The following is a 12303-nucleotide window of genomic DNA, read 5'->3' on the forward strand; positions in this document are numbered from 1 at the left end:
GCTGCCGGCCTCGGGGCCAGGGGCGTCACCAGGACGGCATGATCGCCTCGGGGTAGCGGGAGCCGGCCGCGCCCTTCGGGAGGATCTCCTGGACGCGGGCGAGGTCCTGCGGGGTGAGCGTGACGGCCGCGGCCGCGACGTTCTCGGCGAGGCGGTCCGGGCTGCGGGTACCGGGGATCGGCACGATGTCGTCGCCCTGCGCCAGCAGCCAGGCGAGGGCCAGTTGCGTGACGGAGATGTCCTTGGCGGCCGCGAGGGCGGTCAACTCCCGGATGGCGGCGAGGTTCTGCTCGTAGTTGCCGGGCTGCCAGCGGTCGTCCCAGCTGCGCATGTCGTCGGCGGGGTACTCGGCGGCGGGCTTCACCGCGCTGGTGAGGAAACCGCGGCCGAGTGGCGAGTACGGCACGAAGCCGATGCCGAGTTCGCGCACCACGGGCAGTACGTGCGCCTCCACGGCCCGCTCGAAGACGGAGTACTCGGTCTGCAGCACGGACACCGGGTGGACGGCGTGGGCGCGCCGGATGATGTCGGGGCCCGCCTCGCTGAGCCCGAGGTAGCGCACCTTGCCTTCGGCGATCAGCTCGCCGACCGTGCCCGCCACGTCCTCGATCGGCACGTCCGGGTCGACGCGGTGCTGGTAGAGCACGTCGATGCGGTCGGTGCCGAGGTGGCGCAGGCTGTTCTCGGTGACCTCGCGGATGTGCTCGGGGCGGCTGTTCAGCGCGTAGCCCTCGGCGTTCTGCGGGGCGCTCATGTCGAAGCCGAACTTGGTGGCGATCACGACGTCGTCGCGGAAGTCCCGCACGGCACGGCCGAGCAGTTGTTCATTGCTCCCGGTGCCCATGCCGTACAGCTCGGCGGTGTCGAAGAGGGTGACGCCGAGTTCGTACGCCCGGCGGATGGTGGCGATGCCGCCGGGCTCGTCACCGGCGCCGTAGGCCATGGTCATGCCCATGGTGCCGAGGCCGATGGCACCGGCCGTCAGACCCTGGGCGCCGAGGGCACGGGTCGGCAGCTTGTTGTCTTTGCCCTGGTACTTGTCCTGCTGTGCGTCCTGCTGTGTCATGCCGTCAACGCTAGGAGCGCGGGCATCGCGAGGGCATGGGCCACGGGCCGCATAGGATTGCCTGATCCTCTCAGGATCCGGCCCAGGAACAGCTACCCAGGGAGCGCTTCATGCTGGACGAGCTCGCGGCGGCCATCGCCCGGCACGGCGACGACTGGTGGTCCGACACCGCGGTGCCACGCCTCCGGCTGGTGAGGCTGGACGAGCCCATCACCCCCATCGACCTGCTGTACGAGCCGATGATCTGCTTCATCGTCGACGGCTCCAAGAGCAGTGTCGCGGGCGAGAGGAGCTGGACGACCGGGAGCGGGGAGATGCTCTTCAACTCGCTCGTGCTGCCGGTCACCTCCACGTTCGAGCGGCTGCCGTACCGCTCGGCGGTGCTGCGCCTCGACGGCCCGACGCTCGCCGACCTCCTGCTGGAACTGGACGGAACGGACCCCGTCACGCTCACCGGGCCCGAGCCCGGCGAGCAGATCACCGCACCGATGACCCCCGAGATCGTCGACGCGGTCACCCGATGGGTACGGCTGCTCGATACCCCGGACGACATCCGCCCCCTGGCGAACCGTATCGAGGGCGAGATCCTCTACCGCCTGCTCGGCAGTCCCCTCGGCCCGACGCTGCGTCACTTCACGCTTGCGGACACCGCCGCCGCCCGGGTCCGCACGGCGGCCAGGTGGATCTGCGCCCACTTCACCGAGCCGCTCAGCATCGAAACGATCGCCGCGGTGGCCCACATGAGCCCCGCCACCCTGCACCGCCACTTCAAGGCCGCCACCGGCATGAGCCCACTGCGCTTCCAGAAACACCTGCGGCTTCAGGAGGCCCGCCGCCGTCTGCTCACCGGCGACACCACGGCGGCCCTGGTCGCGGAAGCGGTCGGCTATGTGAGCGCGACGCAGTTCAACCGGGAGTACCGACGGGCGTACGGCCTGCCGCCGGGGCAGGACGCGGCTCGCCTGCGGGATCGGCTGGCGGAGGCGGGGCGGGGAGCGTAAGGGCGACCTCGGTCAGGGTTCCCAGTGGGCGAGCCTGTCCAATGCGGCGGCGGTCCGTGTGAATCCCTGCTCGCCGAGCAGAGCGCGCAACTCGCCGTTGAAGCGGTCGATTTCGGGCTGGGCGGCGCGGAGGGCGGCGTCGCCGTCGACGGTCAACTCCAGCGTCACGGCGCGGTGTTCGCGCGGGTGCGCCGCTTTGGTGAGGAGACCGGCCGCGGTGAGCCGGGTGACGAGCGCGGTGACGGCGGACTCGCGCAGTCCCAGGGTGCGGGCGAGTTCCCGCTGGGTGACGCCCGGCCGATCGCGCACGGCGAACAGCGCGCCGAGCTGGGCCGTGGTGATCCCGGCGGCGGCCAGGCAACGCCGGTCCGCGGCCGTACGCAACTGGTGCGCGGCCCGCTGGAGTAGGAAGAAGAGACGCTGGTCGGGCTGGGGCGGATTCCCGGATTCGGGTATGTCCGCCGGGGTGGGCGTGTCCCCAGGCTCAGGCATGTCTCCAGGCTCAGGCATGTCCCCGGGCTCAGGCACGGCCCCAGGGTCGGGCCCAGGGGAGTGTTTTGGGCCGGGCTCGGGCTCGGTCTCGGGCATGGGCATGGGCATGGGCCGATCTTGACAGACAAGAAGGCTGCGCGGGATCCTCGCTTCACTAGTGAAGCGAGGTGCGGTGTGAACGACATCCCGGATCTGCCGGCCGCGCAGAAGGTGCTGGCGGCCCAGCCCTTCAGCAACCTGCTCGGCGCCCGCCTGGTGGCCTTCGGGGACGGCGGGGCGACGCTGGAGCTGGACATCCGCGACGAGCTGCGCCAGCAGTACGGCTTCGTGCACGGCGGCGTGCTCGGCTACGCGGCGGACAACGCACTGACCTTCGCCGCAGGCTCCGTGGCCGGCGCCCGGCTGATCACGGCCGGCTTCACCATCGACTACCTGCGCCCCGCCGAGGGCACACTGCTACGGGCCGACGCCCGGGTCGTCCGCGCCGGTCGCACACGCGTCGTGTGCCGCTGCGACCTGTCCACCGTGAACGACGAGGGCACCGAGAGCCTGTGCGCGGTGGCGCAGGGCACGATCGCGGTGTCGGGGGGCTAGTCCGGAGGCTGACGCAGGGCGGGCTCGTCGCGTCGCCAGGAGGCTGACGGGGGCCGGGGTCATCGCTCGGAGGCCGACCCGGTGCGGGCGCCGTGGGCCGACGCGATGCTGATCGGCCCAGGCCCCCGCACCTGAAGGCCTACGTCATCGCAAGGTCTGGCTGCACCCCGTGCACCGGTGCACGGGAAGTTCCCCTCGACCTCGACGATCCCGTCGCTCGCGCTCGCGCGCGCTCGTCCGCCGCCAAGCAGTCTCGGCAACTCAACCTCCTGGAACAAACACCACACCGCGCGCATCGAGTTCCGCAACGACTGTCGCGAGCGGTGGCCGGACGCGAGGAGGTAGCAGGTGTGACCTCCGGCGTCAGCCGCGACCGGCGATGCTGGACACGCAGGTCTCGTTGCCCTCGGCGTCGGCCGACACCCACCACGAGGGTGCGTGTCCGTCGGTCACCAGGTGTCCGCCGACCGCGATCACCGCGGCCACGCGCGCTTGGCGGACAACGCTTGGCGGACAACGACGAAGGGCCCCACCGCGAATGTGTGGGGCCCTTCGACATCGTGCCCGGTGAGGCACTGGCGGAGGATACGAGATTCGAACTCGTGAGGGGTTGCCCCCAACACGCTTTCCAACTGTGTTGGTGGGGTGACGGGCTGGGTGCGGGGGCGTTCACCTGGGTTCATGGGCGGCTGGCCGCCGGTGTGAGGACGGCTCCGGGTCTCGCCTGAACGGCCGTGAACGGCGCTGAATGAGACGGAAAGTGAGACGGTCGGTGGGCCGGGCTCGTTAGCATCTTCGCTGTTGAAGGGGGAGTCATGGCACTGGTCGGCAAGGGATCGCGACGGATCGTTGTCGACGGCACGGTCTACCGCTGGCGGCTGCGGGGCCGGCCGACGTACTGCCAAGGGCTGGCGTGGTCGCCGTGTACGTTCGCGGTGGAGCATGCGAACACTCCGGGGACAACGCTCGTGGTCACCACCGACCAGCCGCATCCGAGCAACTGGATCGGCCGCGAAGCTGAGCCTGTGCTGCCGTCCGGTGTCGCCGCGGCTGTTCGGCTTGCCTTGCGTGAGGGTTGGACTCCGACGGCTCCGGGCTCCTCGTTCCACCTCGACCAGTCCACTGGCTTCATGTCCTCGTCCTGAGCGGTGTAGAGAGTGAGCACCGCTTTAGGAGTTCGATCCGAGCACGGTTCGTTGGCTGTCGTCGACTGGTGGGATGGCCGGACAGGGTTGCTGGCGTTCGCTCCCGTCCGACGTCGTTGATGTCAGCCGTGGATGTCAAGAAGTCTTCTGATCCGTAGCTCTATAGAGATCAGTCGCTGACGGGCAGATCAGCGCCTCGACGTCTGGCTCGTGCGGACCCTCCCTGAGGAAGATATCCACACAATCGCCGCCGTCCACGGCCCCGAACGAGGCCCGTTCGACGAAGTACCTCACGCATGGGGCGAGCATGCGGGCAGCGGTTCCTGACGGCATTCTCTGCCTCGACTGCGTCACTCATGGCGTGAGGCTAGGGCTCACTGTTGGCCGCGTCGACTCCAACAATCAGTTCTTCTGGGCTCACCAGGGATTTTACTCGCACTCTCCGCGCAGACCTCCACCCACTACTCTCCCCAGCTCCCATCCCGTCCGCCGTCGACCCACACACCGTGGAGCAGGCGTGGTTCAGGGGCGTCAAGGTGGAGCGCGCCACTGTACGAACGACCTTGACGCCCCTGGGCCGCGTCTGCTCGGCTCTGCCTGGGTCGGCGGTGGACGGGATGGGAGCACCCCACGCACGCCCCACTCGGCCGGCACCCGCAAGCGGCGCCCCCTCCATCCCGGAGTCGGAGCGCCCCCGCCGGAGGCACTGCTTTGACCGAGACCGCACTGTGCAGCGCTCGTCACTCGTCAGACCGGCTTATCTACCCGTAAGCGCGCCCGGCGGACAGGCACGCCAGGAAGCTGCGGCCATGCTGGACGAAGAGACCGGTGATCAAGCCGCGCTGACAGAAGCGGGATGGTGGGCCGTCGGGCGATGACTTCTTCGTCCCGAAGCAACTTGGGTGGGGGTGCTGGCTTGGGCTGGTGCTCATCTTCACCTGCGCGGACGGTTCGCAGCCGTCCGCGTCCGTCTGCCGGTGTGCGTGGGCGTTGTCACACAGTTAGACACGCAACCCTGCGGCTCATGCTGAGTTCCTGCACTCAGGTCGGCATCGCGTAGAGCGACGAGTCCGTATGTGCCTTGAATCTTAGAAACTGACGTCGCCCTGTACGTCTTTAATTTGAACGATCTTTCCTACGCTGGCTTGATCTGTCACATTCACTCGACTGTTCATCACCTCATTCTGGCTGTATCCCTGAGACTTCAGTATGGACAGCAACTGATCGTGAAATCCCGAATCGCTGTCCAGGTAGCGGTCGAGCGCGGAACGCACATCGGCTTGCGCCAATGCGTTAGAGGGATCAGCCTCGCAGCGTTGCAGGGCATCGAGCGCTTGCTGATCCCGCCCGAACTTGTTTCGCAAAAAAGCAGCAATACGAGTGGTCGTTCGCCAGGCCTCACTTCCAGCCTCAGCCAGGTACCCTCCAGCCAGCAAGGTTGCTACAGTCAAGGAAATCGGATCAGTCATGGTGCTTCCCTTCGGTGTCAAATCTAATGGCTTTCAAGGGGTTTGTGATTTTCCGAGGTGACGCGCTCAGCCTCGCGAGTAAACTCTGACGCTCTAGCGGAATAAAATTCCGCCTTATCGGTGTCGCCTAGTTCTGCCCAGATAGAGGAGAGCTCACTTGCTGTTTCATGTGCTTTCTCGTGCTGTTGCATAAGAATTTCCAAGCGCATTTTTTCTGCATAAATTTCCGCAGCATCCTCTATGCGGGTGAGTCCTTTCAGGGACCTGCCTACTCTGCGTAGACATTTCGCGAGATGCTTTGCCGACCCGTATGATGTCGCAATAGCTGCAGCCTCGCGGGAAAGGGAGAGCGCTTCATCAATATCCCCGTTCTTTTGAAGTGCTGCACTGCGGCAGAGTAGCACTTGTATCAGCTCAGGCGCCTTGTCATGCTGGCGGGCGATATTTTGAGCTTCATCTAGCAATTCAATAGCCCGGTCGAAATTTTCACGCCGCATGTAGGAATCCGCCCAGCAGTGCAGCGTATTGATCAAGCCTTCTGGCACCTCATCGATGCCGTCAGTATTGAGAATCTCGGCGTACAGAGAATCTGCTTTCTCGTGTTCCTTCGCTTTTTCGTGCCTGTCCGCAAGAGTGTGCAGGATCCACGCAATCCCTGACGTGTCATCCTGCTCACGTGCCAGTTTCAGAGCGTCCTCGTAAGTCGCGCTGGCCTCATCAGCCTTGCCCATACTCTGGAGGACACCCGCTTTCCTTGCCAGCCGAATTTGAATGGCTTTCTGATCGTTAGCAGCCCGTGCCTCAGAAATCGATTTTTCGTAGGCTTCAATTGATTCTTCGAGCATTCCTCCAGCGGCCAAACAAGCTGCCATTCCTTGGTATGTGGTGCTAAGGAAGTTGGCGCCGGCTTTCGTGGCTAGTTCAAGTTCTCCCTTGAAATATTTGAGCGCTTCGTCGTGGCGCCCAATTCCGCTGTACAAATGCCCGAGTGCATGGAGGGCCCTAGCTTGGCCTGGCGGATAACCTATCGCAGCGTATATCTCAACGGATTCACTGTAGGCAGACATGGCTCGACCAACGTCCCACTGGCTGCTCGCGGTCTTACCAATTTCCCAAAGAACGTCGGCGCAACGTTCAAGGTCTTTCATCTCGCGAAAGACTTTCAAAGAGTCTTCCAGATATGATCGGGCATCATTGAATCGATTTAGTCTTCTGCTCGCTTGGCCGAGTCCTCCGAGCATCAATGCTTCACCCTCGCGAGCTCCGCATCTGCGCGCGGCTACTAGGCCAGCTTCGTTGCACAGAATCCAGTCGCCGTAATCACCTTCCACTGAATGGTAGGTGGCCAGGCTATTTGCTGTTCTCCAGCACAAATCATCCCAATGGTGTTCATTGGCCAGCAACACGCCAGCCACCACGCTAGGCCTTTCTAGGCGTACCCATTTGCGAATGGACGGGCTCATGCCTTCCAGGACTTCGAGGTGCCACTGGAGCAGGCGATGAACAGATTCTGATACGACGGCAGGCGAGTCTTGATCGACAGCCCTTTCTTTCGCGAAAAGACGCATCAGATCATGGATTTTGAACCTGCCAGGTATATCATCAGGCGTGATCAAATGGCGGTCTGCGAGGTCCTCCAGTGCATCTTCGACAAAATACTCGTCGGCATCGGTCAACTTGGCAACTGATTCCACGCTGAACGAGAATCCGAGGGTTAGTCCTACTGTGCGAAATATGCGCGATTGGACATCGGTTAGCGATTCGTAGGCCGTTGCGAAAACTGATCGGATTGCAATATCGTCAGCCCGCAGTACCTCAAGACGTCTCTGTTCGTCCCGTAGTCGATTAACCATGCGTGCCAATGGCCAGAGTGGACGCCTGAGCAGTTGGGCTCCAGTGATACGCAAAGCTAGTGGGAGTCGTCCACAGATCTCCGACAATTCGTGGACTTCATCGGTGCTGTCTTCGATACGGTTGGCACCAAGAAGCACTTTGAGGAACTGTGTACATTCATCCAAAGTCCATACATCAACCGAGATGCTTTGCGCCCCTGGAAGCGTGGCCAATGGGCGGCGGCTTGTGATCAGTGCAGCGCTGCGTGGCGATGTGGGAATCAAGTCATTCACTTGCGCCGTGTCGGCTGCATCATCAAGGACTACGAGTATTGCTTTTGTTGCAATTAGCGTCCTGTAAGCGGTCACGAGGCTTTCGTAATCGCCTGGAATCTCGCCAAGTGTGACACCCAGGTCCTTTAGGAAGCGAATCAGGACCTCGTTGGGATCTGTCGGATTGGAACCTGCGCCAGCGAGTTTTGCATAGAGGATCCCGTCGGGAAAACTGTCCGAATGCCTATTCGCTGCCCTGATGGCGATTGAAGTTTTTCCTACGCCGGCCATTCCAGAAAGGACCCAAATGGCCGGGGTTTCAAGGTGAGTGGCGAGAGATTCGCTAATTCTCCCGAATATTTCCTCGCGTCCAGTAAATTCGGGAATATCGCGTGGGATCTGTAGCGGACGTCTGCGCTGTTTGAGTTCCGGTCCGCTCAGGGATACATGGCCAGCGTGTTCGATCACCACGGCCTTGTCGACGTTCGCATGATCCGATATCCGGAGGTTGGTGCGCTCTTCTTCTTGCTGCATGTAGGCCCCCGCTGCTGAGATCTGGCTCGGCATGGATGGATGCGCATGCGCACCTTATGTAAGCGTACCGAGCAAGTTGGCAGTATGTGTGACTAACGAGAACGGGGAGCGGGGCCGTACGTTGGCTGGCAACTCGGTCAGGCCTTGGGCCTGACCGCAATGTGCACGAGTGCCCCCTGGTCTTGCTCGACGCGGGCCCCGGACCGGGGAGGTGGCTAAAGCCGTGGTGCCCCTAGCCGCGACGTGGCCCTTCTCTGGCATCAGGTGGCTGCCTGCTTGAGCGCGGCACGGGCGCCGGCCGGGCTGGAGCGGGGCGGAGACAGGAGCGCAGGCCCGGCCGGGGGCCGGGCCGCGCGCGGGGAGCGGAGCGAGCCGCCTTGAACCCGTGAAGAAGGTTGTTACTCAGCTATCGGCAGTGTTCGGGATCATGGGTCGGTCAGATTAGAACGGCGGTTCTTCGCTGCAACCCGCGTCAGCGCCCGCGTACCGCGTGAGGTGGTCCGGTACTAGGTCGGTGTCGCAGAACAAGAAGGGGTTGCGCTGGCCTTCGAGGCCCGCAGAATCCTCGCCCCATGCGTCGAGAGCGTCGATGGCTCGCTCCCGGTACTGCCACAGCTCGCTGGTTCCGAGGACCTGCCGGAGCAAGGGGACCACTGCCGCTCGGTGATGACGCACCCTGGGATCGTCCAGGAGCGGGATGCACGCTGCCATGGCCGCTTCGCTTACATGACGGTCGCTGTCACCGACGTATGCGAAGGCGGCTGAGAAGAGCAGCGGCCGGATGTCGCGTACGGCTACGGCCGGCGGATAGTCGTCGAGAGGGAATCCGTGCTCGCTGCCAATGGTGTCGGCCGCCTCGGTGACCTCGTTTGCGACCGAGGTGATCCAGCCTAGTAGTTCGGCGCGCATGTTGCCGGGGAGGGACCAGCGGTCCTTGTCGACAGAACATGTCGTCCTTGGGTCGGACAGGATCGCGGCCACGTACAGGGCTGTGGGGGCTGTCGCCTCGTAGAGAGTGTTTTGATGGTGCACGACGTGATGGATGTCGTGCAGTGCCTTGGTTCTCACTGCCTGCTTCGCGTCCAGGAGCGCGACCAGCATCCTGGGGACGTCTTTGGCCGGCCCGTAAGCATGATCCAAATCTGCCCAGTTGGTTCGGGTGAGCGTCTCCTGCGGGTCGGGGAGAGCACCAGGAGACGAGAGCTCATGGACGTCCGTCATCTGATCCGCCACAGAGGTGCTGTGTACTGCTCCGGTCTGCTGGTGATGAGGAGCTGGCGCAGGTCCTCGCGCTGGGAGCCGTTGAGATTCAGGGCCTCGGTGAGGTGGCGGAATGTTGTGTGGGTGATTCCGCGGCTGTTGGCCTCGTCCTCGAACTGGGCGAGTTGAGCCAAGACCGTCTGCGAGATTAGGTCCACGGACGGCTGATCCTTGAGCCATGCGGCCTTGTTGCGCTCGTAGTCGATTTCCGAGTAGCCGCAGATTTCGCGGCTGTGTGCCTCGACCTCGTCCAGGGACTCCGTCGCCATGATGGCGCGGGCCAGCTGGTTGCGGGTGATGGCGTCGTCCAGGTCGACCTCGTGGACGGTGGGGCCTTCGTCCGTGAGCGCGACGGGTAGGCCGGCGTCCCGGATCTCGCAGGTGCCGCGTACGCCTCGGGCGGTGGCGGCGAGCATGCCGGTGGCCTCGGACGGGTGCCACTCCAGGATCGAGCTGATCGGCTCGACATCCTTCGGCGTGAAGGTGTGGACGAGGGCGCCGAGCAGGACGCGCATGTCGTCGAGAGGAAGTTCGCCGTCCAGGCCGGGGCCTGCGACCAGTAGCCGGATGGGCGCGTTCACCTGGCAGCAGGCGGCGAGCGTGAGGGCGTCGGCGAGTGGGCTCTTCAGGGTCGGCTCATCGCCTCGCGCGAGGATGTCGCCCCCTACGTCGAGCAGATCGATCGACTCCGGCGACAAGCGGCTGATCAGCTCTTCGAGTTGGCGCGTGATGCCCTCGGCGCCATGGTGAGGATCGATCAGCGCGAAGGTGTGCGGGAGCTCTGCCGCGAGCCGGGGGAGGGTGGAGCCCGCTGGAGCGATCGGGCGGGCATCCGCCGGCACTGCCCAGACAGCCGGGGTGAGCTGTTCGAGACCGGTGAAGTTATCCGGTCCCCGCGGACCCGGTACCGGGTCGATCAGGAGGCGGTCCCACGCGTACGTAAGGATTACCGCCCGGTCCCCCGCGCCGTAGAGGGCGGCGTCAAGCATTGCGGCGGCGACTGCGTCGCCCCCTCCTCCTGCTGCGACGATCAACCGCTTCATGCGGTCAGCGTACGGGGTCGAGGGTTGACCACTCACCCTATAGTGGCTAGAGGCCATAGCCACTTGGACGAGGAGGGCAGATGCCTCAGATTGAGGAGGCTCAGCCGAAGTATCTCCAGATCGCGCACTTCATCCGCGATCAGATCCTTCGGGGGGACCTGCGGCCGGGGGATGAGGTGCCCTCGGAGCGGCAGTTGGCGGCGGACTGGAAGGTGTCCCGGCCCACGGCCGCGCGGTCGCTGGAGGCGTTGAGTCATCAGGGCTTGGTCGAGAAGCGCCAGGGCTCGGGCACGTACGTGCGAAGCCTTGAAGTCAATCGGCGAGCGCGGGAGTTGTACGGCCGGGCTCGGCAGACCGGGAAGATCTACACGCCCGGTGAGTACGCGGTGATCACCTCGGCCGGTTGGCTGGAGGCGCCCGATCATGTCGCTGAGGCGCTGGGCCTGGTGAAAGACCGGCGGGCCGTTCACCGGCGGCGGGTGACCAACAACCAGGATGGTCCTATCACCCTGTCTACCTCGTGGTTCGCTCCGGACGTCGGCCAGCGTGCGCCCAAGCTCATGGATCCCGAGCGGATTCAGGAGGGGACGCTGATGTACGTCGAGAACATGACGGGACGGCAGGGCAGCTATGCCGAGGACCGCATGTGCGCGCGTAGCGCCACGGACGAGGAAGCGGCAGATCTCCAACTGGAGCGGGCGGCCGCCGTCCTGATCGTTCATCATGTCGTCTTCGACCTCCAGGACCGGCCGTTGGAGTTCGCCGAAGCCACCTATCCCCCGCACCGTTGGGCCTTCGAGCAAGGCTACCCACTCACCTGATGGACCGTCAGTTGCGCCAGACCACTTGCACACCCCAAGTGGCTAATGCCACTATCCACAAAGTGGCTAAGGCCACTTGAGTGGAAGGGGGCACGGCGTGACGAGTCAGCGGCCGGACAAGGACGCGCGGTTAGCTTGCCGGGGATGCCGAGGGCGCGGTTGGAAACGCGTCGGCTCCCGTACGGCCCTGGCGCTCTCCACGGCCAACGACCGCGTCCGTGCCACATCGAAACGGCGCTGCCTCGACTGCGACGGCAGCGGCAAGGAGTGAGCGCGGATGGATGACACCACCGATGGCCGCGACGGCTTCGGTACCGCACGACTCGGAGCGATGATCCTGCATCCGGCGCTTGAGTCCGTACCCCGGGTCCGGCGCTGGTTCCGGAAGTTCATCGCCCCGTACAACCCGGCCTGCTCGATCGATGACTGCGTGTTGATGCTCTCGGAGCTGGTGACCAACGCGATCCTCTACGGACATGCGGATGACCCCTGGTTGGTGCGCGTTGAGTGGTACCGGGTGGAGACGTCACTTCGGATCGAGGTGCACAATCCGGGGTTCCCGGCCAACGTGCGACTGCGGCGCCCAGACGCCAACGATGCGCACGGACGGGGCCTGTTCCTGGTCGACTCCATCGCCGACTCATGGCACTCCGGACCCAGTCGATTCGGCGGCACCGTCGTCTCCGCCGTGGTGGCTGACGCCTGGCCGTCGAATGAAGGCTTCGGACCCCTTTTACTGTGACGAAGAAATGTCGCTGGTCTAGTTGACCAGT

The 12303-nt window shown here is 64.4% G+C and carries 12 protein-coding genes; 5 read left to right on the forward strand and 7 right to left on the reverse strand.

The features are described 5' to 3' along the window. Positions 1-25: 25 nt before the first annotated feature. Positions 26-1066 (reverse strand): aldo/keto reductase, encoded by a 1041-nt coding sequence (locus GAS53_RS19620; RefSeq protein ID WP_151478930.1) that lies wholly within the window; start codon positions 1064-1066, stop codon positions 26-28. A gap of 110 nt (positions 1067-1176) precedes the next feature. Here GAS53_RS19620 and GAS53_RS19625 point away from each other — a divergent pair, with 110 nt between their 5' ends. After that, entirely contained in the window at positions 1177-2067 is an 891-nt protein-coding gene (locus GAS53_RS19625; RefSeq protein ID WP_151478931.1) for an AraC family transcriptional regulator, read from the forward strand. Positions 2068-2079: 12 nt separating this feature from the next. On the opposite strand, the gene GAS53_RS19630 is transcribed toward GAS53_RS19625, so the two are convergent. After that, positions 2080-2559 (reverse strand): MarR family winged helix-turn-helix transcriptional regulator, encoded by a 480-nt coding sequence (locus GAS53_RS19630; RefSeq protein ID WP_151478932.1) that lies wholly within the window; start codon positions 2557-2559, stop codon positions 2080-2082. A 174-nt stretch (positions 2560-2733) separates the two neighbouring features. Between GAS53_RS19630 and GAS53_RS19635 the strand changes: the two genes are divergently transcribed. After that, positions 2734-3153 carry a PaaI family thioesterase gene (locus GAS53_RS19635; protein ID WP_151478933.1) on the forward strand — a complete coding sequence of 140 codons (420 nt, stop codon included), beginning with the start codon at positions 2734-2736 and terminating at the stop codon, positions 3151-3153. A 363-nt stretch (positions 3154-3516) separates the two neighbouring features. Here the strand turns inward: GAS53_RS19635 and GAS53_RS57635 are convergent, their stop codons facing one another. After that, the gene (locus tag GAS53_RS57635; RefSeq protein ID WP_263974152.1) at positions 3517-3639 is read right to left on the reverse strand and encodes a VOC family protein; all 123 of its coding nucleotides are present in this window, start codon (positions 3637-3639) and stop codon (positions 3517-3519) included. A 329-nt stretch (positions 3640-3968) separates the two neighbouring features. Between GAS53_RS57635 and GAS53_RS19645 the strand changes: the two genes are divergently transcribed. Then, a complete protein-coding gene (locus GAS53_RS19645) occupies positions 3969-4298 on the forward strand; it encodes a hypothetical protein (RefSeq protein ID WP_151478935.1) in 330 nt (109 codons plus the stop codon). A gap of 1088 nt (positions 4299-5386) precedes the next feature. Here GAS53_RS19645 and GAS53_RS19650 read toward each other — a convergent pair. The 4 genes from GAS53_RS19650 to GAS53_RS19665 all read right to left on the reverse strand — a co-directional run bounded on the left by GAS53_RS19650 (position 5387) and on the right by GAS53_RS19665 (position 10709). Further along, the gene (locus GAS53_RS19650) at positions 5387-5767 is read right to left on the reverse strand and encodes a hypothetical protein (RefSeq protein WP_151478936.1); all 381 of its coding nucleotides are present in this window, start codon (positions 5765-5767) and stop codon (positions 5387-5389) included. Between the two features lie 23 nt (positions 5768-5790). After that, positions 5791-8439 (reverse strand): tetratricopeptide repeat protein, encoded by a 2649-nt coding sequence (locus GAS53_RS19655; RefSeq protein WP_151478937.1) that lies wholly within the window; start codon positions 8437-8439, stop codon positions 5791-5793. Between the two features lie 408 nt (positions 8440-8847). Next, a complete protein-coding gene (locus tag GAS53_RS19660; protein WP_225859003.1) occupies positions 8848-9507 on the reverse strand; it encodes a hypothetical protein in 660 nt (219 codons plus the stop codon). Positions 9508-9623: 116 nt separating this feature from the next. Beyond that, positions 9624-10709, reverse strand: a complete 1086-nt coding sequence (locus tag GAS53_RS19665) for a DUF1152 domain-containing protein (RefSeq protein WP_151478938.1) — start codon at positions 10707-10709, stop codon at positions 9624-9626. Between the two features lie 80 nt (positions 10710-10789). Between GAS53_RS19665 and GAS53_RS19670 the strand changes: the two genes are divergently transcribed. Together GAS53_RS19670 and GAS53_RS19675 are read left to right on the forward strand one after the other, a co-directional pair. Then, positions 10790-11530 carry a GntR family transcriptional regulator gene (locus tag GAS53_RS19670; protein ID WP_151478939.1) on the forward strand — a complete coding sequence of 247 codons (741 nt, stop codon included), beginning with the start codon at positions 10790-10792 and terminating at the stop codon, positions 11528-11530. 277 nt (positions 11531-11807) lie between these two features. After that, a complete protein-coding gene (locus tag GAS53_RS19675; protein WP_151478940.1) occupies positions 11808-12272 on the forward strand; it encodes an ATP-binding protein in 465 nt (154 codons plus the stop codon). Positions 12273-12303: the final 31 nt, after the last annotated feature.

It is taken from the genome of Streptomyces albicerus, assembly GCF_008905045.1.
GTDB lineage: Bacteria > Actinomycetota > Actinomycetes > Streptomycetales > Streptomycetaceae > Streptomyces > Streptomyces albicerus.

What these genes read in the sequence shown, in the direction of transcription:
- GAS53_RS19675 (WP_151478940.1), top strand. Translation starts at nt 11,808, where the DNA reads ATGGATGACACCACCGATGGCCGCGACGGCTTCGGTACCGCACGACTC.
- GAS53_RS19630 (WP_151478932.1), bottom strand. Translation starts at nt 2,559, where the DNA reads ATGCCTGAGCCTGGGGACACGCCCACCCCGGCGGACATACCCGAATCC.
- GAS53_RS19670 (WP_151478939.1), top strand. Translation starts at nt 10,790, where the DNA reads ATGCCTCAGATTGAGGAGGCTCAGCCGAAGTATCTCCAGATCGCGCAC.
- GAS53_RS19645 (WP_151478935.1), top strand. Translation starts at nt 3,969, where the DNA reads ATGGCACTGGTCGGCAAGGGATCGCGACGGATCGTTGTCGACGGCACG.
- GAS53_RS19655 (WP_151478937.1), bottom strand. Translation starts at nt 8,439, where the DNA reads ATGCCGAGCCAGATCTCAGCAGCGGGGGCCTACATGCAGCAAGAAGAA.
- GAS53_RS19625 (WP_151478931.1), top strand. Translation starts at nt 1,177, where the DNA reads ATGCTGGACGAGCTCGCGGCGGCCATCGCCCGGCACGGCGACGACTGG.
- GAS53_RS19660 (WP_225859003.1), bottom strand. Translation starts at nt 9,507, where the DNA reads ATGCTGGTCGCGCTCCTGGACGCGAAGCAGGCAGTGAGAACCAAGGCA.
- GAS53_RS19620 (WP_151478930.1), bottom strand. Translation starts at nt 1,066, where the DNA reads ATGACACAGCAGGACGCACAGCAGGACAAGTACCAGGGCAAAGACAAC.
- GAS53_RS19665 (WP_151478938.1), bottom strand. Translation starts at nt 10,709, where the DNA reads ATGAAGCGGTTGATCGTCGCAGCAGGAGGAGGGGGCGACGCAGTCGCC.
- GAS53_RS19650 (WP_151478936.1), bottom strand. Translation starts at nt 5,767, where the DNA reads ATGACTGATCCGATTTCCTTGACTGTAGCAACCTTGCTGGCTGGAGGG.